This window comes from Arthrobacter sp. StoSoilB20 (assembly GCF_019977295.1).
In the GTDB taxonomy this organism is placed as follows: domain Bacteria; phylum Actinomycetota; class Actinomycetes; order Actinomycetales; family Micrococcaceae; genus Arthrobacter; species Arthrobacter nicotinovorans_A.
Genome location: NZ_AP024651.1, coordinates 3715886 through 3739142 on the forward strand (window position 1 = coordinate 3715886; position 23257 = coordinate 3739142).

General features: G+C 63.4%; 22 protein-coding genes. 7 read left to right on the plus strand and 15 right to left on the minus strand.

Features of this window, described 5'->3' with window-relative positions; genetic code table 11:
- Positions 1-5 precede the first annotated feature (5 nt).
- Positions 6-389 (minus strand): STAS/SEC14 domain-containing protein, encoded by a 384-nt coding sequence (locus tag LDN85_RS16875; protein WP_026541270.1) that lies wholly within the window; start codon positions 387-389, stop codon positions 6-8.
- A 216-nt stretch (positions 390-605) separates the two neighbouring features.
- Between LDN85_RS16875 and LDN85_RS16880 the strand changes: the two genes are divergently transcribed.
- A complete protein-coding gene (locus LDN85_RS16880; protein WP_223945481.1) occupies positions 606-2243 on the plus strand; it encodes an ATP-binding protein in 1638 nt (545 codons plus the stop codon).
- A gap of 161 nt (positions 2244-2404) precedes the next feature.
- Here LDN85_RS16880 and LDN85_RS16885 read toward each other — a convergent pair whose 3' ends face one another.
- On the minus strand, positions 2405-2575 hold the full coding sequence (locus tag LDN85_RS16885; RefSeq protein ID WP_162150362.1) for a hypothetical protein: 171 nt from the start codon (positions 2573-2575) through the stop codon (positions 2405-2407).
- Between the two features lie 107 nt (positions 2576-2682).
- Here LDN85_RS16885 and LDN85_RS16890 point away from each other — a divergent pair, with 107 nt between their 5' ends.
- A complete protein-coding gene (locus tag LDN85_RS16890) occupies positions 2683-3735 on the plus strand; it encodes a hypothetical protein (RefSeq protein WP_035760890.1) in 1053 nt (350 codons plus the stop codon).
- A 2-nt stretch (positions 3736-3737) separates the two neighbouring features.
- Entirely contained in the window at positions 3738-5291 is a 1554-nt protein-coding gene (locus LDN85_RS16895; RefSeq protein WP_223943607.1) for an EAL domain-containing protein, read from the plus strand.
- Here LDN85_RS16895 and LDN85_RS16900 read toward each other — a convergent pair.
- On the minus strand, positions 5284-5862 hold the full coding sequence (locus tag LDN85_RS16900) for a GNAT family protein (protein WP_026541274.1): 579 nt from the start codon (positions 5860-5862) through the stop codon (positions 5284-5286). The genes LDN85_RS16895 and LDN85_RS16900 overlap by 8 nt on opposite strands.
- A gap of 108 nt (positions 5863-5970) precedes the next feature.
- Here LDN85_RS16900 and LDN85_RS16905 point away from each other — a divergent pair, with 108 nt between their 5' ends.
- Genes LDN85_RS16905 through LDN85_RS16915 form a run of 3 tightly spaced genes read left to right on the plus strand, consistent with a single transcriptional unit; the run spans position 5971 to position 8427 of the window.
- Positions 5971-6435 (plus strand): hotdog fold thioesterase, encoded by a 465-nt coding sequence (locus LDN85_RS16905; protein ID WP_223943608.1) that lies wholly within the window; start codon positions 5971-5973, stop codon positions 6433-6435.
- 9 nt (positions 6436-6444) lie between these two features.
- On the plus strand, positions 6445-7794 hold the full coding sequence (paaK, locus tag LDN85_RS16910; RefSeq protein ID WP_223943609.1) for a phenylacetate--CoA ligase PaaK: 1350 nt from the start codon (positions 6445-6447) through the stop codon (positions 7792-7794).
- Positions 7795-7824: 30 nt separating this feature from the next.
- Positions 7825-8427, plus strand: a complete 603-nt coding sequence (locus tag LDN85_RS16915; protein ID WP_026546483.1) for a TetR/AcrR family transcriptional regulator — start codon at positions 7825-7827, stop codon at positions 8425-8427.
- Between the two features lie 690 nt (positions 8428-9117).
- Here the strand turns inward: LDN85_RS16915 and paaZ are convergent.
- The 12 genes from paaZ to LDN85_RS16975 form a co-directional block, all read right to left on the minus strand.
- Complete coding sequence (paaZ, locus tag LDN85_RS16920) at positions 9118-11217, minus strand: phenylacetic acid degradation bifunctional protein PaaZ (protein WP_223943610.1); 2100 nt, start codon at positions 11215-11217, stop codon at positions 9118-9120.
- A 139-nt stretch (positions 11218-11356) separates the two neighbouring features.
- Positions 11357-12373: a glycosyltransferase family 2 protein gene (locus LDN85_RS16925; RefSeq protein ID WP_223943611.1), complete on the minus strand. Its 1017-nt coding sequence runs from the start codon at positions 12371-12373 to the stop codon at positions 11357-11359.
- Positions 12370-13110, minus strand: coding sequence for a tyrosine-protein phosphatase (locus LDN85_RS16930; protein WP_091549734.1), 741 nt, complete (start codon positions 13108-13110; stop codon positions 12370-12372). Before LDN85_RS16930 ends, LDN85_RS16925 begins: the two co-directional genes overlap by 4 nt.
- Positions 13111-13452: 342 nt before the next feature.
- Positions 13453-14340 (minus strand): SGNH/GDSL hydrolase family protein, encoded by an 888-nt coding sequence (locus LDN85_RS16935; protein WP_223943612.1) that lies wholly within the window; start codon positions 14338-14340, stop codon positions 13453-13455.
- A 738-nt stretch (positions 14341-15078) separates the two neighbouring features.
- Entirely contained in the window at positions 15079-15675 is a 597-nt protein-coding gene (locus LDN85_RS16940; protein WP_026546487.1) for a GNAT family protein, read from the minus strand.
- A 36-nt stretch (positions 15676-15711) separates the two neighbouring features.
- The gene (locus tag LDN85_RS16945) at positions 15712-16575 is read right to left on the minus strand and encodes a 3-hydroxyacyl-CoA dehydrogenase family protein (RefSeq protein ID WP_223943613.1); all 864 of its coding nucleotides are present in this window, start codon (positions 16573-16575) and stop codon (positions 15712-15714) included.
- Complete coding sequence (locus LDN85_RS16950) at positions 16572-17387, minus strand: enoyl-CoA hydratase/isomerase family protein (protein WP_026541284.1); 816 nt, start codon at positions 17385-17387, stop codon at positions 16572-16574. The genes LDN85_RS16945 and LDN85_RS16950 overlap by 4 nt, the downstream gene beginning before the upstream one ends.
- On the minus strand, positions 17387-18613 hold the full coding sequence (locus tag LDN85_RS16955) for an acetyl-CoA C-acyltransferase (RefSeq protein WP_026541285.1): 1227 nt from the start codon (positions 18611-18613) through the stop codon (positions 17387-17389). Before LDN85_RS16955 ends, LDN85_RS16950 begins: the two co-directional genes overlap by 1 nt.
- A 132-nt stretch (positions 18614-18745) precedes the next feature.
- Positions 18746-19402: a pentapeptide repeat-containing protein gene (locus LDN85_RS16960; protein ID WP_223943614.1), complete on the minus strand. Its 657-nt coding sequence runs from the start codon at positions 19400-19402 to the stop codon at positions 18746-18748.
- Between the two features lie 89 nt (positions 19403-19491).
- Positions 19492-19911, minus strand: a complete 420-nt coding sequence (locus LDN85_RS16965; protein ID WP_223943615.1) for a DUF2177 family protein — start codon at positions 19909-19911, stop codon at positions 19492-19494.
- Positions 19908-21770, minus strand: coding sequence for an AMP-dependent synthetase/ligase (locus tag LDN85_RS16970; protein ID WP_223943616.1), 1863 nt, complete (start codon positions 21768-21770; stop codon positions 19908-19910). Before LDN85_RS16970 ends, LDN85_RS16965 begins: the two co-directional genes overlap by 4 nt.
- Positions 21767-22246, minus strand: coding sequence for a MarR family transcriptional regulator (locus LDN85_RS16975; RefSeq protein WP_051421567.1), 480 nt, complete (start codon positions 22244-22246; stop codon positions 21767-21769). Before LDN85_RS16975 ends, LDN85_RS16970 begins: the two co-directional genes overlap by 4 nt.
- 96 nt (positions 22247-22342) lie before the next feature.
- Between LDN85_RS16975 and LDN85_RS16980 the strand changes: the two genes are divergently transcribed.
- Entirely contained in the window at positions 22343-23212 is an 870-nt protein-coding gene (locus tag LDN85_RS16980) for a DUF1295 domain-containing protein (protein ID WP_223943617.1), read from the plus strand.
- Positions 23213-23257 lie beyond the last annotated feature (45 nt).

Consider the following 23257-nt stretch of genomic DNA (forward strand, 5'->3'; position numbering starts at 1 on the left):
TGGCGCTAGGCCTCCACCAGCCACTCCAACGCCTCTGTTTCAGAGGTGAAGAACTTGGTGGGGCACGGGGGCTTCATGATCCCGAGGAAAAAGTTGGCAATGACCCTGTCCACCGGCGAAGAGCCCCAGAGCGCGATCCGGTTTGCCTGGCATGGTTTGGCAAAGACCGAGCGGGCACCGCGGGTCACATCATCGGTGGTGGCCATGTCCACGATCATCGGATGGCGGTCTTCCCCGCAGAGCTCGTTCACCCGGTCCATGGCCCGCTGGGCATCGGATTCCTGGATCCGGGCTCCGCGGGGCCACGTCAGGCGAAGGATGCCCGGTTCCTCAAGCTCAAGGTCGAACGATACGTTCTGGTGATCCTGCGGTGTTGCTGGGTGGTCCACAGTGCTCCTTGCATATTGATCCTGCTGCAAGGGAGGCGGGCGATGCTCCCCTGCTGACATCCTCAAGGCTGTCGAATCCCAAGGGCAATGTAAAGGTATGGACCAGGACTCATCAGGCACAATGGACGCACAGGCACCTTTGTCCGCAAAGCCGCTGATAGTGTGTTGGCACATCGTGAAACACCGCGAATGAAACGTTGGAACGGAAGGGGCTCAGTGGGCGAGACCGTTGCCGACGTACAGCATGCCCGCTCCGCCGTAGTGGCGGATTCAGACAAGGACCGTTTGGCCGCGACAACGGCCGCCCTTGCCGAAGCGGGATTCAACGTTTCCCATGCCCCGGATGCGGCAGCCCTGGCCGCCCATCTCCAGCACACCACCCCATCGGTAGTGGTGGCTGAGAGCCCGCTGGCCCACGGACTGCGCAACCCCGGGGTTCCCATACTGCTGATCCTTGCCCCGCAGGAATCCCTGGACTTCCAGGAAGTGGAATCCTGGCGCGTGACGGACTACGTCGTCAGTCCCATCCGATCCGGAGAACTGGTCCACCGCGTTGAAACGCTGATCGGCCTGGCCGCCGAGCGCTCACGCTCCCGCAGCGAGATTGAAGCCTTGCGCGAAAGCCTCAGGAACGTCTCCTCGGCCATCCGGGAAACCAACGATCCCCAGTTGATAGCTGACCACGTGGTGAGTGGATTCGGGGAGGCTCTGGACGTGGACCACGTCTGGTTCGCTACTTTCCGCGATGAACGCGTTCCCAGCATTCGTGCACAGTGGAACCGCCCCGGTCTTTCGATGCTTCCGGCAAGGCTGGGCGAGAGCGAAAACGCCATTGCCGAGGCAGCCAACAGATTGTGGGCCGACGCGGACGTGCTGGCGGTCGAGGACCACCGCGAAGACCCGGACTCCGGCATTGCCAAGGCTCTGCGTGAATGGTCCGGCGAGCTGAAGCCCGTGTCCACGGTCCTGCTCCCCGTGGGTGAGGGCGCGTCCGCTATGGGCATCATCCTGCTCTCCACCGTCCAGGAACGCCATGAGTGGACCCGCCCCGAGATCGCGCTGATGCAGCACGTAGCCGGAAACGTGGCGCACGGGCTCATCCAAGGCCACCTCATCAGCGCCCAACAGCGGGTCCTGCACCAGCTGCGGCAGCTGGACAAGGCAAAGACCGATTTCCTCGCAACGGTCAACCATGAACTCCGGACACCCTTGACCTCCATCACCGCTTACCTGGACATGATCCAGGACGGATCCGGCGGGCCGGTTCCTGACGGAATCAGGAAGATGCTTGAAGTCATCGCCCGGAACTCCACCCGGCTCCGGCGGCTCATTGAGGACATGCTCACGGTGTCCATGCAGGATGGCAGCAACCTGGACCTCAAGCCGGTGGACATCGCCAAACTCCTCCAGGTGGTGGTGGCTACCCTCCGGCCACTGGCCGAATCCCGCCATGTCTCCTTGTCCTTTACCGAGGGGACGGACGACATCGAAGTCACAGCTGACGAGGCCAAGCTGGAACAGGTTTTTACCAACATCGTTGCCAACGCCATCAAGTTCACCCCCGAGGGTGGCCGGGTGGGCATCACCAGTTCGGTCTCGGACTCCGAAGGCGGCGGACTGGCGCTGGTGGAGGTCGCGGACAACGGCCTGGGCATCCCCGAGCACGATCTTCCCCACATCTTCACCCGCTTCTACCGGGCCTCCAATGCTACGTCCGCGGCAGTCCCCGGCAGTGGCCTGGGACTGGCGATAGCGCACGACATCATCAGCCGGCACATGGGCCGCATGTTCCTGGATTCCACCCTGGGGTCCGGAACCACGGTGTCCGTGGAGCTGCCCGTGGGCGGTCCGTAATCACCCGCCCCGCGCTGTGACAGCCCTGTCAACGCGGGGCCGGCGCTAGTGCGCTGTGGTCACTAATGCTCGACATACTGCTAAACAAAAACTGATGCCCCGGGCAGCAGCCCGGGGCATCAATTGACGTTATTTGGCCTTGAGAGGCTCTCCCCCAATGTTTAGTTTGGCCACCAACCGATGCTTGTTGTGCTCGTCTTGGTGGTGGTGATGCTGTTCGGCCACCAGCCGATTGCCGTGCTGTCCTGCGAAGGCTCGGCATTAGCCGGGGCAGCGAATCCCGTTACTGCCAGAACCGCCGCCATGAGCAGGGTTGCCGCAAATTTTTTCATCCGCTATGCCCTTTCGTACTGATGCGAATTTGTTGTCTGTGACTTGAATAAAGTCACGCTGCAAACTATACGAGCTTTTCTTCCGCAATGACATGGATAATGGGCACATGCAAAGTCCGCACCTCGCCTCCCACCTCGTTGCCGGTCTCACGGCACGCGCCAAATGGAAGGAACGGGACTTCGACGAGGCCTACCGCCTTGCCGGAGACGCTGCAGGGCTGGCCACCATCGCCGGAGATGACGAGTCCTGGTGGAACATGCGGTATCTGCAGGCAGAGTGCCTCCGCGACCAGGGCCGGATCGATGAATACCTCAACGTCGCCCTGGAACTGAACGACCACGCCCTGACCGCGTCCTCGCCCGAGCTTGGAGCCAAGGCAGGAACCATGGTTGCCGTGGCTTTCCAAGGGTTGGGCAGGCTCCCCGAAGCGGCCACCATGGCTGCTGATGCGGCGAAACTCGCGGCCAGGGATCCCGAATTGCTGTACGTCCAAATCCTGGCCCAGCGTGCCCTGATCGCGGCGTTGGCCGAGAGCCGGCTCCTGGACGATGCCTGGCGCGAATCCCTGGTTCTGGAAACCCTGCTGACCGACGACGTCGATGAAGACACCGCCGGCAAGGGCTACTGGGTGATCGGCAATGTGGCATTCCTGGTCAATCGCGTTGCCGACGGCGGCCGATATCACGACCTCGCGGCCGAAAGGCTGTCGCCGTCCAAAGACGTTGATTTGTGGGCTCGATTCAACCGGGCTTCAGCGGAAATGCGCCTTCAGGCCAAACTCAGTGACGCCGCAACCCTTCGCTGCATTGAAAGGGCTGAGCTGGCAACGGACATTGTGGGCGGCTCCGAGCGGGACCACCTGGAAATGTCGCTGGTCCGCGCCCACTGGTATTTCCTTGGCGGCGATATTCTGCAGGCCATCGCCATCCTTGAACCCTTGTGCGCCCGGTCTTCCATTCTGGCAACGCAAACCTCGGCGGAAGCACATTTCCTTTTGGCAAAGACACTGCTCGCCTCCGGTCGACGGGAGGATGCGTTGGCTGCGTTCGAGGAAGCCGCCACTTTGTTCGAGCAGGCAGCGTTGCCTGACCGCAGCGCGGCCGTCAGGGAGTACCGTCGTCATAGCGACGAGCAACGAGGCGGGCCACACGGGGAGTGAGCATGTCCGAAGGAAAGATGTACTCCGGCAACGACCCGCGCCTGGGACTCCTCCTGGAAGGCATCGTCAAGCTGGCAGCCGGTGACCTCCACACGAGGATCGAAGTCTCAAACGCACGCGACGAAATCGACGCCGTGATCATGGGTACCAACCTCCTGGCTGAGGACCTGCAGATCGTTTACGAGGAACTGGAGCAGCGGGTCCAGGCGCGCACCCGGCAGCTCAACGAAGCCCACTTGGCGATGCAGCACATGGCCATGACGGATCCCCTGACCGGCTTGAACAACCGATCAGCTTTTGCCACGGCGCTTAGCGAAGCACAGGCACGCGGTGTTGAGAGCGGCCTCAAAGCAGCCATCCTCCTCCTGGATATGGACGGCTTCAAAACAATCAACGACTCCCTGGGGCACACCATTGGGGACAAGGTCCTGGAAACGGTGGCCACCAGGATCACCGGGGCCGTCCGCGAGCAGGACATGGTGGCCCGCATGGGCGGGGACGAGTTCGCCGTGCTTATTCCCGACGTCACCCCGGCCGCAGCGGCATCCATTGGCAACCGGATCCTCGCTGCCGTCATAGGCCCCATGGAGATTGAAGGGCAACACCTGCGTTGTGGGGCCAGCATGGGCCTGCGGATGGCGGACCCCGGGCACCGCGCCGAGGAATTGATGATGGAAGCGGACATCGCCATGTACGAGTCCAAGGCTGACGGTCGCGGCAAACTCAAGGTGTTCGAGCCAGCCATGCTGCATGCCCGGCAGATGCGGAACCAGTTGGTGGGTGAGCTCAAAGAGGCAATCACCGGCTCGCAACTGGTGCTGTTCTACCAGCCCATCATCCGGCTTGATACCCGCGAAATCGAAGGTGTGGAAGCGTTGGTCCGCTGGAACCACCCCACCCGTGGGCTCATCATGCCGGACGAGTTCATTCCCATTGCCGAGGAAACGGGAATGATTTCCGACCTGGGCGGCTGGGTGCTCCGCACCGCCGTCGAGCAATTGAAGCAATGGCGTACCGACCCCCTCACGGCGGGTCACAACTTCAGCATGCGCATCAACGTTTCAGCGGCGGACCTGCAGCGGCTGGAGTTCATCGAAGACGTCCGCGAGGCCTTGGCGTCGGCTGGTCTGGACCCGTCGCTGCTGGTCCTGGAGCTTACCGAGAGCGCCGTCATCCAAGGCAACGACCTTGACCGCTACACGCTCAACAGCCTGCGCCGGCTGGGGGTGGGATTGGAAATCGACGATTTCGGCACCGGTTACTCCTCCATCAGCTACCTGCGCCAGCTCCCAGTGGATACGGTCAAAGTGGACCGGACCCTGCTCTCGGCGCTGGGCAGCGACCCGTCCCAGCCCGCGCTGCTGGCCGCCGTGCTGCAGTTGATCCGCGCCTGTGGCCTCGCTGCAGTGTGGGAAGGCGTAGAGACTGCCGACCAGGCCGAGTATCTCCTCAGCATCGGGTGCACCAGCGGCCAGGGGTACTACTTCAGCCGGCCCTTGCCCGAGGCGCAGCTGACCGAGCAGCTGAAGCACCACAAGACCTGGCCCGTCAGTTGATGGTCCGGGTCCAGGGGTGGTGCCGGGTGCGCCATTCGGAGTCGAGAATCGCGTAGATATTTTCCGTTGCCCACTGGCCCTTGTAATGCCAGTTATCCACCAGGGTGGCTTCAAGCCGCATGCCCAGGCGCGTGGCAATTCCGGCCGATCCTTCGTTGAGGGCGTCCAGTTTGGCGTCAACCCGGTGGAATGACAGCGTTTCGAAGGCAAGCCGCAGGACCGCCTCCGCTGCCTCTGTGGCGAAGCCGTGGCCCTGGGCATCCGGGTGGAGAATCCAGCCAACCTCGGCTTGTCCGGTCCCTTCGAGCCATTTCAGCACTACCTCGCCAAGGAGGCCAGGCTGGTCCTTCCGCTCGATGGCCAGGCACACCCAGTCGCCTTCCTGCTTGAACTCGAAGTTCGCGTAGCGGCCCAGGACTTCCATGGCCTTGGTCTTGCTCAGTTCGTTGCGGAAAAGGAAGCGGGCCGTTTCGGGAAGGGACTGGTAGCCGTGGAATCTCTCAAGGTCCTCGGCGTCGAAACGGCGCAGAATGAGTCGGTCTGTGATGATGGGGAGCTCAATTTCGGGCATGTCTTCGAGGCTACTAGGTGGGAGCAGATACTGGTCCAGTCTTGACACGTGGCGCGATCTGGGATTACCTAATGAACATTCGGTAAATAAAGCTGGAGGCAATGACGCATGGTTGAAACAACCCTCTCCGGTGCTTCGCACCACATCCTGACGAACGACTACGCGTCCGAATGGATGGGCATCGAGGTCCTCAAGCTCGACGACGGCCACGCCACCATCCGCATGCACCTCCGCCAGGAAATGCTCAACGGATTCGGAATGGCCCACGGCGGAATGATCTTCGCCTTCGGTGACACAGCCTTCGCCCTGGCCTGCAACCCGGCCAACCCCACGCCCCAGCAAGCCGCCAACATCACGGTGGCGTCCGGCGTCGACATCAACTTCATCAAGCCGGCATTCCAAGGCCAGGTGATCACCGCCGTCGCAAACCGCCGCGCGAGCACCGGCCGAAGCGGCCTCTACGACATCCAGATCTATGCGGCCTCGCCCGACGCCCCCTCCAACACCGACACCCAGCCCGGGGAGCTCATTGCCGAGTTCCGTGGCCGCAGCCGCACCATCTCCAAGAAGTAGGAAAATCCCATGACGCAGAACACCGTGGCCGCACCCGCAGCTTCCCCCACCAAGGCAACTGACGCCGTGCTGGACCGTGAAGAGACCATCTCCCGCGACGAACTCGAGGCCCTCCAACTCACCCGCCTCCAGCACGCCGTGGCCTACGCCTACGATCGCGTGCCGTTGTACAAGCGCAAGTTCGACGACGCCGGCGTGCACCCTACCGACCTCCGCGAACTCAGCGACCTCGGCAAGTTCCCTTACACCACCAAGGAAGACCTGCGCCTGGAATACCCGTTCGGGATGTTCGCCGTCCCGCAGGACCAGGTAGCACGCATCCACGCCAGCTCCGGCACCACCGGCCGCCCCACCGTGGTTGGCTACACCAAGCAGGACCTCGCCAACTGGGCAACATTGGTGGCACGCTCCTTCCGCGCTTCCGGAGTCCGCCCCGGCATGAAGGTCCACAACGCCTACGGCTACGGGCTCTTCACCGGCGGCCTCGGAGCGCACGCCGGCGCTGAAGCGCTGGGCTGCACCGTCATCCCCATGTCCGGCGGCCAGACCGAACGCCAGATCCAGCTCATCCAGGACTTCAAACCGGACGCCATCCTGGCCACGCCCACCTACCTGCTGACCATCGCCGACGCCATGGCAAAACAAGGCATCGACCCCACATCCACTTCACTCAAATACGCTGTTCTCGGCGCCGAACCGTGGACCGAGGAAATGCGCCACGAGCTCGAAGTCACCATGAACATCAAGGCCTCCGACATCTACGGACTCTCCGAGGTCATGGGGCCGGGCGTCGCCGGCGAAGCTGTTGAAACGCAGGACGGCTGCCACATCTGGGAAGACCACTTCCGGCCCGAAATCATCGACCCCTTCGATCACTCCACAGTCCTGGGCGACGGCGAACCCGGCGAGCTCGTCTTCACGTCCCTCACCAAGGAAGCGCTCCCGATCATCCGGTACCGCACCAAGGACCTCACCCGCCTGCTCCCGGGCACCGCGCGCCCGGCACACCGCCGCATGGGCCGCATCACGGGCCGCAGCGACGACATGATCATCCTGCGCGGCGTGAACCTGTTCCCGTCCCAGATCGAGGAAATCGCCCTCCGCATCCCCGAACTCAGCCCGCACTTCCAGCTCGAAATCACCCGCCCCGAGGGCAAGCGCATGGATTCGCTGACGGTCCGGATCGAGCGGCGTGAGGCAGTGTCCCCCGAGTCAAGCACGACGGCGGCCCACACCTTGCGGGAGCAGATCAAGATTCATGTCGGGTCATCGTGCGTAGTAGACGTGGTGGAGCCGGGCTCCCTTGAGCGGTCCAACGGGAAGCTCCGCCGCATCTACGACCTGCGCCCCAAGGGCTGACCATCCCTGAGATCGTGAGAAAATGCCAGCATGCCTACTGAGACCACCACCAAGCGCGGACGGCCCGGTTACGACCAGCAGTCGGTGCTCCGCATCGCCGTCGACGTCTTCAACCGCCACGGGTACGACGCAACGTCCATGGGCATCCTGGCTGAAAACCTCGGGATCTCGAAGTCAGCCATTTACCACCACGTGCCGTCCAAGGGCGATCTGCTGAAGCTCGCCCTGGACCACGCGTTGGGCGGCCTGGAAGCCATTCTCGAGGAACCCTCGGCTACCTCCGGACCAGCAGATGCGCGCCTGGAGTTCGTCCTGCGGCAAACCATCGCCGTGCTGGTGGATCGCCTCCCGTTCGTGACCCTGCTGCTGCGGTTGCGTGGAAACACGGAGATCGAGCGCGATGCCCTGGAACGGCGCCGTGCGTTCGACCACAAGGTAGCTGCCCTGATTTCCGCCGCCCGCGAGGACGGGTCCCTGCGCCAGGACATCGATCCCCGCACTGTCACGCGCCTGTTGTTCGGCACCATCAACTCGATCGTGGAGTGGTACAAGCCCGGCGGCTCGCTGTCGCCGGAGAAGCTGGCAGACGACGTCATCACCATGGCCTTCGAGGGCCTCCACACGGCCTCCTGACGGCCGCCCACGCTTGGGCGTGACCCTCTTCCACATCCCCCGGGCTTGGGCGTGACCCTCTTCCACATCCCCCGGGCTTGGGCGTGACCCTCTTCCACATCCCCCGGGCTTGAACCAAACCCTCTTCCACATCCCCCACGCTTGGGCGTGACCCTCTTCCACATCCCCCACGCTTGGGCGTGACCCTCTTCCACATCCCCCGGGCTTGGGCGTGACCCTCTTCCACATCCCCCGGGCTTGGGCGTGACCCTCTTCCACATCCCCCGGGCTTGAGCGTGACCCTCTTCCACATCCCCCACGCTTGAGCGTGACCCCCTTCCCCTTCCACCTCCCCCGGGCTTGAACCAAACCCTCTTCCACATCCCCCAAGGTGGCGGGCGTGGCGAAGCCAGGTGCCGTCGTCGTCGTGTTGTTCCTCCTGACTACCTTCAGGCGGAACGACGAAACGCCTTTCCCCATTGAAGGGGAAAGGCGTTTTGTCGTTGCTGCAAGAGGGACCGGCCAACCCGGAGGGATGTGATAGATGGACCGGCCCAAACCCCGGGGGACATGAGAGAGCGATCCCCCAAACCCCGGGGGACATGAGAGAGCGATCCCCCACACCCCACGGGACATGAGAGAGCGTCACCCCCCCAAACCCGGGGGACATGAGAGAGCGATCCCCCACACCCCGCGGGACATGAGAGAAGGCTACTTCTCCACGAGGGTGAGGACGTCGTACGTGGCCACGATTTCCTCGTTCTGGTTGGTCAGGACGGCATCCCAGGCCACCTCGCCGTACTCATCAGTCTCACGAGGCGTGATCTTCTTGGCCGTCAGGGTGACCCGGATGGAGTCGCCCGCAGCCACGGGGGTGATGAAGCGCAGGTTCTCCAAGCCGTAGTTGGCCAGCACGGGGCCCGGAGCCGGCTCCACGAAGAGCCCGGCAGCCCAGCTCAGCAGCAAATAGCCGTGGGCCACGATGCCCGGGAAGAACGGGTTGGCTTCGGCTGCTTCCTGGTTGGTGTGGGCGTAGAACGTGTCGCCGGTGGAGTTGGCGAAGGCTGTGATGTCCTCGAGCTTCACCTCGCGCAGCCCGGAGCGAACGGCATCACCGATCCGCAGGGTGGCCAACGACTTCCGGAACGGGTGCTCGCCTTCGGTTTCCAGCGTGAAGTTGCGGTCGGCGCCGGTGTGCCACTGGCCCGTGACGGCAGTCAGCATGTTCGGCGAACCCTGGATGGCGGTGCGCTGCATGTGGTGCAGCACGGAGCGGATGCCACCCAGCTCCTCGCCGCCTCCGGCCCGACCGGGTCCGCCGTGAACCAGGTGCGGCACCGGGGAACCGTGACCGGTGGAGGAGCGGGCATCTTCCCGGTTGAGCATGTGCACGCGGCCGTGGTGGGCGGCAATGCCAAGCACGAGCTCCTGGGCAACTGAAGGATCGTTGGTGCATACCGAGGCCACCAGGGAACCGGAGCCGCGGGCTGCGAGGCGGACTGCGTCGGCCAGGTCCGAGTAACCCATCACGGAGGAAACCGGGCCAAAGGCTTCGAGCGAGTGGACTTCTTTGGCTTCGGCGTTGGACCAGCTCAGGAGCACGGGCGACATGAACGCACCGTCCTCCACTACGCCCACGGCACCGCCAACCGAGGTGACCGACGGCGCATCGAGGGATCCGTACGCAAGTTCCCCACCGGCGTCAAGCATTGACTGCACTGCAGCGCGGACATCCGCGAGTTGCTCCAGGGATGCAAGCGCACCCATGGTGACGCCCTCGGCGCGGGGGTCACCTACGACGACGCGTTCGTTGATGCGGGCTCCGACGGCGGCAGCAACGTCTGCGGTCAGGGCCTGCGGAACGATGATGCGGCGGATGGCGGTGCACTTCTGGCCGGCCTTGACGGTCATTTCTGTGACCACGGCTTTGACGAAGGCGTCGAACTCGGGCGTACCGGGAACAGCATCTGGCCCCAGAATCGCGGCGTTCAGGGAGTCGGTCTCAGAGGTGAAACGGACGCCGCCCTGAACCACGTTCCGGTGGCCCTTCAGCGAGTTCGCCGTGGACGCCGAGCCTGTGAAGGATACGAGGTCGCGGTAGTCGAGTTCGTCCAGGATGGTCCGCGCGGAACCGGAGATCAGCTGGAGGGAACCGTCAGGGAGGATGCCCGATTCCACCATGGCTTTGACCGCGGCGGCGGCAACGTAGCCTGTCGGCGTCGCTGGCTTCACGATCGTGGGGACGCCGGCGAGGAACGCGGGCGCGAACTTCTCCAGCATGCCCCACACGGGGAAGTTGAAGGCGTTGATCTGCACGGCAACGCCCGGAATGCGGGTGTAAATGTGCTCGCCGGCGAACGAACCGTCCTTGGAGAGCACCTCCATGGGGCCGTCCACCACCACCTGCGAGTTGGGCAGTTCACGGCGGCCTTTGGAGCCAAACGTGAAGAGTACGCCGATGCCGCCGTCGATGTCGATCATGTTGTCGATCTTGGTGGCGCCGCTCTGCGAAGAGGATTCGTAGAGTTCCTGGCGCCGCCCGTTGAGGTACTGGGCAAGCTCCTTGAGCTTGAGGGCGCGCTGGTGGAAGGTCAGCTTCCCGAGTTCGGTTTGGCCCGTGGTCCGGCCGTAATTTACGACGGCGGCGAGGTCCAGACCGTCGGTGCTCACGTTGGCCAGGACTTCTCCGGTGCTGGCATCGCGGACCGGGACTTTCCTGGCGTCAGGGGCCGGCGTCCACCAGGCATCCTGAACGTAACTGGGCACGGTTGCAACGGCTGTGGTTTCCGGGGCGACTGCTGTAGTGGTCATCGTCGACGGGTCCTTCCAAGGCACGTGAAAGCGGCACGGTCCCTGCTGACTGGAGCCAACATTACTGACCGGCCGTTCGGTAATATATACAGGGTACATGAATGCCCGGAAGAGTACAGCAGGTATTTCGTGAGGGACCTTAGCTCCGGCCGCCCAGCTTCTTCGCCAGCAACAACGGCTTCTTCAGGAACTCCCCCACGCTCGTCCGCGAAATGACAGTCTGGTTTAAGGCATCGAGCCGCTCCAGCACATGGTCAAGCTTGGCCCCGGTCTCGTCGAGGCGACGCTGCTGGTCCCGGATCAGCTCCTCCTGCTCAGCCAGGACGCGGGTCAGGTACAACATCCCGCCCAGCCCACCCTGGGCAACACCTTCCCGGAGATGCTGGTCGCGGACCAGAGCATCGTAGCGGGCGTGCTCCGCGGCCTTTGCGAAAATACTGTTGCCGTCATGCCCCTGGGATTCGGGGCGCTGCGACCAAAACGCAAGGGGTTCGCCGTCGAGGAAGCCAACACGCGAGTGGCTAAGGACGCGCAAGTGGAACTCCCAGTCACCCACCACGGGTAGGTCTTCGTTGTAGTAGCCCACGGCGTCGTGCAGTTCCCGGCGGTACAGGAAGGAAATGGGAACGGCCCGGTTGATTTTCAACATGTCCGCAAGGGTGATCTGCTGCATGTCCGCCCAGAAGATCTCCCGGCGGATCGGCTCAATGCGATCCCCCTTCAGCTCCTCAATGACGATCTCGGTCCGGACCATCACACCGCTTTCGCCCCCATGGGCAGGCTCATCCAGGTACGCCACAGTGCTTTCGAGGAAGTTCGGAGCCCAAAAATCGTCGTCGTCGTGGATCACGATGAACTCGCCCGAACCGGCCTTGATTCCCGCATTCGACGCCGCCTCCATGCCAACGGATGCGGAATGGTGAAGCGTGGTGATGCGCTTCCGCTCGTCATCCGCCCGCTGGGCGGTGAGATGGTCGACGTCGGCCGGGTTGCCGCCGTCGTTCACAATCACCAACTCAAAATCCTGGAACGTCTGGGCGAAGATGTCATCCAGTGCCCTGGCCAGGAAGATTGGGCGGTTCTTGGTTCGGGTCACGATGGTGACGCGGGCACCGGCGTTCATGGCGGGTCCATTCCGTTGGGAAAGTGTGATCAATCCTGCATGTTAGCAGCGGCGATGGCCCCGGAACCGAGCTTGGACTTCAACGCGCCCACCTCGTGTTCCGAGACCCCGTTGGCCTTCAGGAATTCCAGGACATCCAGCCCTTCGAGGAACCTGAGCAGGCCCGCCCTCTTCTGTTCCAGGATGGCCTCGAGCTCGTCCTCAGGAAGGAACGGATCATGGGCATGCGGGGCTCCGTGCGTGCGATGCCGCTCATTGATTCCCCTGGCTGCGAGCTCATAGCCCCGCACAATGGCCTCATCGCTCATACCCGCAAGCCGCTGCAGCATCAGCGCGATCACCCCACTGCGATCCCGCCCCGCCGAGCAATGGACCACCACCTTGCCGGGCGAGGCCGCGATGGCTTTGAAGACCGGGGCGATCCTGTCCGCGAACAGGTCCACGTAGTCGCCATACTGCGCCGGGTCCTTCAGATACGGGCCGAACAGCTCGCTAAAGCGGCGATGGTCCGGATCCTCCGTAGGGCAATGTACGACGTCGATACGCGCCTTCACGTCTTCCGGCACCTCAGGATCGGTGTCGCGTTGGTGACGTTCGCGGTCGGCACGGAGATCGATCACGGTGCGGACGCCGTCGTCGTACATCTGCTGCCAACCGGCTTGGGTGACCCACTCGTGCCGGCCCATCCTGTAGACATCGCCGGCGATCCGCCACGCATTCACGGCGCCGTCCCAGTGGACGCTTTGTTGAGCTTCAGGTGTCCCCTCCATAGGAGCCAGCTAAGCACATGCGCGAGTGGGTGCGTGAGTGATGAGGCGCGCCGAGGGGTTAGCTCTCACTCCTCCTGACCGCCGAGGGGTTAGCTCTCACCCCTCCTGGCCGCCGAGGGGTTAGCTCTCACCCCTCCTGGCCGCCGAGGGGTTAGCTCTCGGCACTTTGAGGCCCGCGAGGGGTTAGCTCTCACCCCGCCTGGCCCCCGAGGGGTTAGCTCTCACCCCTCCTGGCCGCCGAGGGGTTAGCTCTCGGCACTTTGAGGCCCGCGAGGGGTTAGCTCTCGGCACATTCAAGCTCGCATACTGCCGAGAGCCCGCCCCTCGGCGAACGGGTTGGTCTTACCGCTTCGCGAGTTGGGCGGGTTTGACCGTCGAGACCAATGCCGCGGCGTATGCCTGGTGCCCGGCGACATTCGGATGGAAGTTGGCGTCAGGGAGCGGCAGCCGGAAGTCCAGCACTATCCATGGATCCAAGGAATTCGCTGCATGCCCGGCGAACCTCTTGGTAACGTCAACAAACTTGGCGTTGGTCCGGCTGTCAGCGACTGCTTTGGCGATGGCCGAGTTGAGGGCGTCAGTGGCCTTGTTGACGTTGGCCTGGTTCTCCACGGGAATGACCGGCAGACCATTGGCAGGATCGAAGAGCCGCGGATAACCCACCACAGCAATGGTTGCCTGCGGGGCTGTTGCCTGGATGGTCTGGTAGATACCCTCGAGGCCGGCTTCGAGCACCGGGAGGTTGGCGATGATCGCATTAACGGTCCCTGCGCAACCCACAGTATCCGGCGACGCGCAGGCCTGGAGCGCCAGAAGGCTCCCAGCATCTATGGCCCCGGCAGTGATGCTCACTAGTTCTGCGTTGTGGAGTGCGGTCTGGCCCAGTGCGATCTGCTCCAGAACCGTTGGTGCGCCGTTATAGAAGGGACTCGGAAATTCCGGATCAAAGGTCAACAGTGCCCCGTGGCAGGCGAGGTTGGACAGTAGATTGACCCGGCCAGTACCAGCAACCACGTCCACATAGCCAGGGTGGCTCTGCCAGCAAGGCGCGTCCCTGTACAGGCCACCAGCTCCCGTACCTGCAGTGTAAGAATCGCCAAGGGCCACATAGTCAACGGATGGCGGCGGAGCCGCGGTAGCCGGACTCCCCACGAACCCCAGCGAAAGTCCCAGGACAGCGAGCCCGCCCGCCAAAGCAGCCAGCCGTCGTCGTGCTTGATGAGTTGCCATGATTTTCCCCTTCATAATGCTCAAATGGGGCTCCGGCACTCCGAAAGTGCGGAGGTCACGGCTCGCCCCACCATTCGGCCGCATACCGGGGCAATGTGTGGCCAGAGTACGCCTGCGGGAGAGCTGCGAACAGACCTCCCTGGCCGCCGAGGGGTTAGATCCCAGCACATAGCCCCACACATAAAGCCGAGAGCTCACCCCTCGCCGCACGCACTCCCCCACCACGCTTGCCGAGGGGTTAGATCCCGGCACAATCCCCACCCCATACAGGCGAGAGCTCACCCCTCACCGCACGCACTCACCCACCACGCTTGCCGAGGGGGTTAGATCCCGGCACAATCCCCACCCCATAAAGGCGAGAGCTCACCCCTCAGCGCACGTAAAGGGGCGAGAGCTCACCCCTCGACATACAACCCCCTCCACATGGCCGCCGAGGGGTTAGATCCCGGCACAATCCCCAACCCCATAAAGCCGAAAGCTCACCCCTCAGCGCACGTAAAGGGCGGGAGCTCACCCCTCACCGCGCACACTCCCCCACCACGCTTGCCGAGGGGTTAGATCCCAGCACAATCCCCAACCCCATAAAGGCGAGAGTTCACCCCTCGGCGCACGTACTCCCCCACCACGCTCGCCGAGGGGTTAGATCCCAGCACAATCCCCAACCCCATAAAGCCGAGAACTCACCCCTCAGAGCACGTAAAGGGGCGAGAGCTCACCCCTCGGCGGGGCGACAAGAACCTACGCGGCGTACTTGGCCAGCCGGAACTCCAACCCGTTGCGCACAGCGGGCCACTCGTGCTCGAGGATGGAGAACACCACGGTGTCGCGAAGGGCGCCGTCCTTGCTGCGGGAGTGGCTTCGGAGCACGCCGTCCTGCTTGGCGCCGAGCCGGGCAATGGCTTCGCGGGACTGCTGGTTCATCCAGTGCGTGCAGAATTCAACAGCTACACAACCCAGCGTTTCGAAGGCATGCCCCAGGAGCAGCAGCTTGGAATCCGGATTGGTCCCCGTACCGTGCGCCGACGCGGCGTTCCAGGTGGAGCCGATCTCCAACCGCGGAGTGGCAGCGTCGATGTTCATGTACGTGGTCATGCCGATGAGCTTGCCCGTGGCGTTGGATCGCGTAGCAAAAGGCAGCATGGACCCCTCCGCTTGGAGGCCCAGGCGGCGATCGATTTCAGCAGCCATGCCCTCCGGCGTCGGCACGGAGGTGTACCAAAGCTTCCAAAGGTCGCCATCACGGGCCGCCTCCACCATCCCGTCATGGTGTTCCTGGCTCAAGGGTTCCAGTGTCACGAATTTTCCGGTCAGGGTGATGGGTTCAATTGAAGTCACCCGGCTAGCCTAACCGCCTGCGGGGCAAGCCGGAGGTCAGTCGTTCCAGTCGAAGAAACCCTTGCCCGTCTTGCGCCCGAGTTCACCGCGAGCCACTTTGTCCCGGAGGATCTGCGGCGGAGCGAAACGGTCACCAAGAGTCGAGTGCAGGTATTCGGCAATGCCCAGCCGGACGTCCAAGCCCACAATGTCCGTGGTCTTCAGCGGGCCCGTGGGGTGCTTGTAACCGAGGACCATGGCGGCATCGATGTCCTCGGCCGATGCCACGCCCTCCTCCACCATGCGCATAGCTTCAAGGGCAATGGCGACGCCGAGCCTTGAGGACGCGAAGCCGGGAGCGTCATTGACGACGACGGCGGTCTTGCCGAGTGCCTCAGTCCAGTTTTTGGCCGCAGCAGCGAGTTCGGGAGACGTCTCCTTGGCCAGCACCACCTCAATGAGGGTGGATGCGGGCACCGGGTTAAAGAAGTGCAGCCCCACAAAGTTGGCGGGCCGGCGAAGTTCGTTGGCCAGTCCAGTGACGGAAAGCGAGGAGGTGTTCGACGCCAGGAAGGCATCGGCGGATAGGTGTTCCTCCACAGCCTTCAGCTCCTTGACTTTGAGATCGTAATCCTCCGGCACCGCTTCCACCACCAGTCCGCAGTGGATGAACGATGTGTAGTCCGTGGAGGTGCTGAAGCGGGACATCGCCTGTTCATGAGTTTCATTCAGGGTGCCGCGGGCGGCGGACTTGGTGACGGCGTCAGCAACGCGATCCTGCGCTCCGGCTGCTGCCTCGTGATCGCGTTCCACCACGATCACGGTGGCACCTTTAGTGAGGAATGCGTGTGCGATTCCGGCACCCATCCGGCCACCACCGAGGACTCCAACGACGTGCGGGATGGCTGGAACAACGGTCATTTCTGGGTCCTGTCGTGAGTCGGGTCGGCATCATCGGTTGCGGAATCTTGCGAAGCCTTGGCCGACTTTTTGTCGAGGAACGCCTGCATGCGGTCGAACTTGGCCTGGGACTCGAAGAGAATTCCCTGGGCGAGAGTGTCGATGAGCGGGTGGGCCTCGGCGGGGGCATGGAAGACGGATTTGGTGATGCGGACCGCCAAGGGATCCTGGCGTCCAATCCGGTCGGCCAGCTTGTGCGCCGCATCCATCAGCTCCGGAGCTTCATGAATCTCTGTGATGAGGCTGATCCGGAGGGCTTCTTCTGCCCGCAGCACAGTCCCGGCCAAGAGGATTTCCTTGGCCTTTGGCTCTCCCACGAGTTCCTTGAGTCGCCAACTGGCACCCGCCGCGGCGAGGATCCCCAGTCCCGTCTCCGGGTTTCCAATCCGGACACTCGGAGTACCAATGCGGAAGTCCGCTGCATAGGCGAGCTCAGCGCCACCACCCAGGCAATAGCCATCCAAGGCCGCGATAACGGGCATGGGAAGTTTGGCGATGCGCACAAAAATGGTGGAGTTGATTCCTTGCAGGGCGTCATCGCGGCGACGTTCGCGCAGCTGCCCAATATCGGCTCCGGAGGCGAAAACACCGTCGGTCCCGGCGATGATCAGTACTTTGGGGTTCCTCTCCAGCTCGGCGCAGACCTGGTGGAGTTCGTCCACCATGGTCTGGTCAATCGCGTTACGGACCTCGGGGCGGTTCAGCAGAACCGTGAGGCGGTCTTCGCGGTCCTCGAGCAAGAGGGTGGTGAAGTCTTCCGGGTTCAGTGCCATTACATGCCTTCCAGCAGCATCGCGGTTCCCTGTCCAACGCCGATGCACATCGTCGCCAGTCCAAGCTTCGGTCCCGTAGTAGAGGTGAGCTCGCGTTCCATCCGGCCAAGCAATGTGATTGCGATCCGTGAGCCGCTGGAACCGAGGGGGTGACCCAAACTGATGGCGCCGCCGTCGTTGTTCACAATCTCCGGGTTCAAGCCGAGGCGGCGCATGCTGGCAAGCGACTGCGTGGCGAAGGCTTCGTTGAGTTCCACGGCCCCCAGCTGGTCCACGGTGAGGCCGGTGCGGGCCAGGACCTTTTGCGTGGCCGGAACCGGGCCAATGCCCATGATTTCGGGCTCACACCCGGCAGACGCGCCGTCGATGATCCGTGCGCGCGGTGTCAGTCCGAACCTCTTGATGGCCGCTTCGGAGGCGACGATGATGGCTGAGGCGCCGTCATTGAGCGAGGAGGAGTTGCCGGCCGTGACCACGGATCCACCGGGGACGACGGGTCGCAACCCTGCCAGGACATCCATGGTGGTGCCCTCGCGGGGGCCCTCGTCGGTGTCCACCACGGTCTCGGACTTCCTCGTCTTGACGGTCACGGGAACGATTTCATCCTTGAACCGTCCGCCGGCGATGGCTGCGAGGGCCAGCTGATGGGAGCGGACAGCAAAGGCGTCAGCGTCTTCCCGGGAGATGTTGTCCACACGACCCACTTCCTCCGCCGTTTCGGGCATGGAGTAGGTCATCTTGCCGTCCCGGGAGAGCTCGCCCTTGCTGAAGAGCGGGTTGGCGAAGCGCCAGCCGATGGAGGTGTCGAAGATCTGGCCGGGCTTGGCGAACGCGGTGGTCGGCTTCTCCTGCACCCAAGGGGCCCGGCTCATGGACTCAACGCCACCGGCCACCACGATGTCCGCCGCTCCCGACTTGATCATGTGGCTGGCCATGATGATCGCGCTGAGGCCCGAGGCACAGAGGCGGTTCACGGTGATGCCGGGGATGTGGAGGGGAAGTCCGGCCAGGATCGTGGCCATGCGGGCAACGTTCCGGTTTTCCTCGCCGGCGCCGTTGGCGTTGCCGAGGATCACCTCATCGATGGAGTCAGGGTCGACGCCGGCACGCGCCACTGCTTCCCGGACCACCAGTGCTGCGAGGTCGTCGGGACGGACCGAGGACAGAGCCCCGCCATAGCGACCTACAGGCGTTCGTGCGCCGCCAACAAGAAAAGCCTCGACCATGAGAACATCCTTCGCGAAAAGTGAAAGGGACCGGCGCGGAATAATATACCGACCGTTCGTTCTATAAAGGTTACACGGCCAGGCGGACCGGTCAACAGCTGGCGTCATCTGCTGCACCGGCCCACAGCCGGATCAAACCACCCGGATCCCCAGGTGGCCCGCCAAAAGGGGCGCCATGAGGCTCAGTTGATAGTCGTCAATAATGACGCCCGCCAAGCCAGCCAGTCCGTTGATGCCCCGGAACTCGGAGGTCCGCAGGTCCACGTCCTTCAGCTTGGCTCCCGTGACATCCAAGGTGCCGATGGTGCAGTTCTTCAGCGCGATTCTGGTCCCGGCGCAGGCACCGAGGTCCAACTCATTGATGATGCAATCGGAGATCTGCACATCCATCAGCTTGGAGCCCCGGAGGTTTACATAGTCCAGCTTGCCGCCGTCGATCCGGACGGAGCGCCAGTTTCCCTCGTAGAGTTCGGCCGAACCCCATCGCGGGTTGCTGATCTCCACGTCCTGCCACGAGCTTCGCGCCGCTGTGAAGATGGGCGCGTAAGGTTCGGCCAGAATGCACTCACGGAACGTGGCCCCGCGCAGCTGGGCTTCATTGAAGGAGACACCGTTCAGCTCACACTCGATAAAGTCCGAACCACTCAGTTCCTCCCCGTCAGCGGAGACCTTGGTCCACCGGACACCGTCATACCGTTCGCCGCGCTGGAAGTCGGGGGCGTCGTCGTCGCGCAGTTCTTCCAGGCGGACAGGGGAAATTTTGGGTGCTGCAATCTTCGCAGCCGCCATCAGAGGGATACCGCCTTCGCAGAAGAGCTGCCGGGCAGGGCGCCGTTATTGTGTTGCGTCAGGGTGGTGGTGAGTTCCATACATCGAGCCTAGACCCGACCCCTGACAGTCCCCACCAGGGCAGTCAGCCAAGTGACAACGGCGCAGACTCCCACGCCCCAGAGGATATCCGTCACGGCCACCAGTGCAGGGAAGTCCTTAAGGATGGCGAGCGCAGTCAAAGCCCAGGTGGAGTAGGTGAAGAATCCGAACAGGGCTCCACCGAGGATCCTCCTGCGCAGGGTGATGTCAGCTTTCCCCGGCCTCACCCCGTACTGGACAATGCCGGAGACAAAGACCAGATAAAACAGCACTGCCCCGACCGGGTGCGGGCTGGACGCCAGGAGGTGCCCAATCTGGCTTTCATATTGCCGTTGCGCCACCGTGAGGATCCAGACGACGTCGATCGCGGCAAAGACCGCCGCGGCCAGGGCGTAGGACAGAAGCCAGCGTTTCAGGCCCGCGTTCATCCTTGGCGCCGGGGGTCTGCGTAGAGGTTGTCCACAATGTGCCTGGCGCGTTCGGTAAAGGCGCCACGTTTGAGCTTCATGGTGGGTGTCACGATCCCGTTGGCCTCCGTGAGGTCGGTCAGGAGCAGGACGAACCGCCTCACCTGCTCCGAGCGGGCAATTTTCGAATTGGCGTCACTAACGGCCTGGCCAATGAGCGCAAGAAGCCGGACGTCCTCTATTTGGACAGCGCCGCCGTCCTCTGGAATCCGCAGCCCCTTGAGGTCGGCGATGCCCTCGCGCTCCGCCCACGCTGCCAACGATTCGGGGTCCAGCAGCACCAGTCCGCCCAGATATGGTTTGCCCTCCCCCACCATCACGGCGTGGGCTACCAATGGATCGCCTTCAACGTAGCCTTCCCAGATGGATGGCGAAATGGTCTTTCCACCGGCGGTGACAATCACATCCTTGATCCGGCCCTTGAGGGTGAGCCTTCCCAAGTGATCCAGCTCGCCCAGGTCACCGGTCCGGAAATACCCGTCCACGAACGCTTCGGCATCGTCCGACGCCCGGCGGTAGCCGGCGAAGACACCAACGCCGCGGGCCAGCACCTCCCCCTCAGCCGAAAGGCGCACGGTGGTTCCGGGCATCGGGACGCCCACGGATCCGGAATTGATGGACCCCGGCAGGTTTCCCGTCAACGGGGCCGTTGTTTCGGTGAGGCCGTAGCCCTCGATCACCGGAAGTCCCAGTCCACGGAAGAAGAGGGACAGTTCAGCATCGAGCGCACCGGCGCCGGACAGCAGGTAGCCGAGCCGCCCACCCACCAGGTTCCGGAGCCGGGCATAGAAGAGGCGGTCGAACAAAGCCCGCCGGATGCGGAGGCCGGCGGTGGCACGCAGGCGAGGGTCGGCGTCGTGCGCTTCAGCGAACCGTCCCCACTCCACAGCGGTTCGCTGGGCCGCGGCCCACACACGGCCGAGCTTTTTCTGCGTGGCAGCGGCAGCGGCGGACGCCTGGATTTTCTGCAGCACGCGCGGGACCACCACCAGGAACGTGGGCTTCAGGGCTCCCAGCGCAGGGACGACGTCCCGGGGATCTGAAAGGTGCGCGATCCTCATGCCGTTGGCCAGGCAGATCAGTTGGAGCCCGCGCGCCAAAACGTGCGCCATGGGCAGGAAAATGATGGTGTTGCCGCCCTCGCGGACTACCTCGGTGTAGGCACCTGCCACGTTCAGCACTTGTCCCACGAAGTTGCCATGCGTGATGAGGGCGCCCTTGGGGGCCGCGGTGGTGCCGGAGGTATACACAATGGTGGCCACGGAATCGAGGTCGGCCAGCAGGCGCCGATCCTCCACAACACTGTCCGGGACTTCAACACCGCGCGACACCAGGTCAGCAATGTCGGCGCCAGGGCTGGCATCGAGGGTCCATATCCCCAGCGGATGGATGCCTGCCTGGTTGAACCCTTGTTCCAGCAAGGCCGCGTGCTCTGCGCTGCCGCCCACGGCAAGGCGGACATCGGCATCGGCCAGGATCGCCGTTACCTGCGGGGCCGCTGAGGTTTCATAGACAGGAACCACGACGGCGCCGGCGAACCAGGCTGCCATGTCGGCCAGTGCCCACTCGTACCGGGTGGGGGACATGATGGCCAAAGACTCACCCGGCTGGATTCCCGCAGCAATGAATCCCTTGGCCAGCGCCCGGACTTCGTCCACGAACTGCCCGGTGGTTACCTGCCTCCACGGCCCGGTGATCGCCGCCTCCCGGACCTCGAAGGCGATGTGGCCTGGATTGGTCCGGAAGCGGTGCATCAGGAGTTCTGTGGCATTGCGGTGGTTGGCGGTGTCGACCAGCGGCGGCGATGTAAATTCCCTCAACGGGTGTCCGCCATGGAGAGGGACTGCAAGTGATCCTCCATAAGGTTCCGGACGGCGTCCAGGAATTCCACGACGACGACCTGCTGGTCGGTGGGCAAAGCGTCCAGTTGGGCGTTGGCGGCAGAGAGGAGGGGCCGCATCAGGTCTTTGATCCGGCGTGATGCGGCCTCGGTGACGTTGACGTGCACTTGGCGCCTGTCCTCGGTGCTGCGGAGCCGTTCCACGTAGCCGTGGGACTCAAGGCGACTAACCAAGGCCGTGGTGGTGGCCGCCGTCGAACCCAACTCCGAGGCGAGGGATCCGACCGTGACCGGGCCGGAGTCGGCCAGCACGGTGAGAGCCCTGTAATCAGTGAGGTTGAGCTCCAAGGCGCGGGCTACTTTCCGCTCGGTCTCATTGGCGAGCCCAAACAAGCCCTGCAAGGTCCCGGAGGCTGGATGGCCGAACCCGCCGGTAGCCTTTTCATCGTTTTGCATGGTTATATAGTAATCAAATAAGTTTGAACATCAAACAGGCTAGGTATCAGCGTCTGCAAAAGGCAGCGCTTTCAGCCAGCAAAAGGGAGCCCCATCGTGAAGGATTCAGACAGGAAGGGCCTGATTGCCCTTCCCGTGGTGGTACTGCTGGGCGCGCTCGTCGCCGTGGCCGGAAGCCACAATGGGGCAAGCGTGGCCGGAATTCCGCTCTTTGCGGCAGCAGTCGCCGGAGCGTTCATCATTCAATGGCTGGTGTTCATCCCCTCCTTCAAAGCCCAGACGGAGAAGTACTTCGATCTCACCGGCTCCCTGACATACGTGGCCATCACCCTTCTTCTGGTGATTGCCACGCCCGGGATCGATGCCCGCTCGCTCCTCCTCGCCGCCATGGTTGCCGCTTGGGCGCTGCGGCTGGGCACCTTCCTCTCCCGCCGGATCCACAAGGCCGGCAAGGACGACCGCTTCGACGACATCAAGCCATCGTTGGTTCGCTTCCTCAACGTGTGGACCATCCAAGGACTCTGGGTAGTCTTCACGGCGGCTGCGGCATGGGTGGCCATCACCAGCACCAACCGGGTAGGGCTCGACTGGCTGGCGATCCTCGGATTCCTGATGTGGGCTGCAGGATTCGCCATTGAGATCGTGGCCGACAAGCAGAAGAGCCGCTTCCAGTCCGACCCCGCCAATAAGGGCAAGTTCATCTCCACAGGGCTGTGGGCCAAATCCAGGCACCCGAACTACTTCGGAGAGATCCTCCTGTGGACCGGCGTGGCCATTATCGCCATCCCCGTGCTCCAAGGCTGGCAGTGGGTGGCACTGATTTCCCCGGTATTCGTCACCCTCCTGCTCACCAAAGTCAGCGGCATCCCCCTCCTGGAAAAGAAGGCCGACAAAACCTGGGGCGGCGAGGCCGGGTACGAGGAGTACAAGAAGAGCACTCCGGTGTTGATCCCCAAGTTCGGTTAGGCAGCACAGCAGGCCCCGCAACGCGAGCCCCGCTCCTTGCGAGGC

Excerpts from the sequence above, each read along its gene's own strand:
- LDN85_RS16955 (WP_026541285.1), bottom strand. The coding sequence starts at position 18,613 with ATGGTCGAGGCTTTTCTTGTTGGCGGCGCACGAACGCCTGTAGGTCGC.
- LDN85_RS16945 (WP_223943613.1), bottom strand. The coding sequence starts at position 16,575 with ATGACCGTTGTTCCAGCCATCCCGCACGTCGTTGGAGTCCTCGGTGGT.
- paaK (WP_223943609.1), top strand. The coding sequence starts at position 6,445 with ATGACGCAGAACACCGTGGCCGCACCCGCAGCTTCCCCCACCAAGGCA.
- LDN85_RS16900 (WP_026541274.1), bottom strand. The coding sequence starts at position 5,862 with ATGCCCGAAATTGAGCTCCCCATCATCACAGACCGACTCATTCTGCGC.
- LDN85_RS16895 (WP_223943607.1), top strand. The coding sequence starts at position 3,738 with ATGTCCGAAGGAAAGATGTACTCCGGCAACGACCCGCGCCTGGGACTC.
- LDN85_RS16885 (WP_162150362.1), bottom strand. The coding sequence starts at position 2,575 with ATGAAAAAATTTGCGGCAACCCTGCTCATGGCGGCGGTTCTGGCAGTA.
- LDN85_RS16930 (WP_091549734.1), bottom strand. The coding sequence starts at position 13,110 with ATGGAGGGGACACCTGAAGCTCAACAAAGCGTCCACTGGGACGGCGCC.
- paaZ (WP_223943610.1), bottom strand. The coding sequence starts at position 11,217 with ATGACCACTACAGCAGTCGCCCCGGAAACCACAGCCGTTGCAACCGTG.
- LDN85_RS16950 (WP_026541284.1), bottom strand. The coding sequence starts at position 17,387 with ATGGCACTGAACCCGGAAGACTTCACCACCCTCTTGCTCGAGGACCGC.
- LDN85_RS16915 (WP_026546483.1), top strand. The coding sequence starts at position 7,825 with ATGCCTACTGAGACCACCACCAAGCGCGGACGGCCCGGTTACGACCAG.
- LDN85_RS16905 (WP_223943608.1), top strand. The coding sequence starts at position 5,971 with ATGGTTGAAACAACCCTCTCCGGTGCTTCGCACCACATCCTGACGAAC.
- LDN85_RS16965 (WP_223943615.1), bottom strand. The coding sequence starts at position 19,911 with ATGAACGCGGGCCTGAAACGCTGGCTTCTGTCCTACGCCCTGGCCGCG.
- LDN85_RS16975 (WP_051421567.1), bottom strand. The coding sequence starts at position 22,246 with ATGCAAAACGATGAAAAGGCTACCGGCGGGTTCGGCCATCCAGCCTCC.
- LDN85_RS16960 (WP_223943614.1), bottom strand. The coding sequence starts at position 19,402 with ATGGCGGCTGCGAAGATTGCAGCACCCAAAATTTCCCCTGTCCGCCTG.
- LDN85_RS16890 (WP_035760890.1), top strand. The coding sequence starts at position 2,683 with ATGCAAAGTCCGCACCTCGCCTCCCACCTCGTTGCCGGTCTCACGGCA.
- LDN85_RS16935 (WP_223943612.1), bottom strand. The coding sequence starts at position 14,340 with ATGGCAACTCATCAAGCACGACGACGGCTGGCTGCTTTGGCGGGCGGG.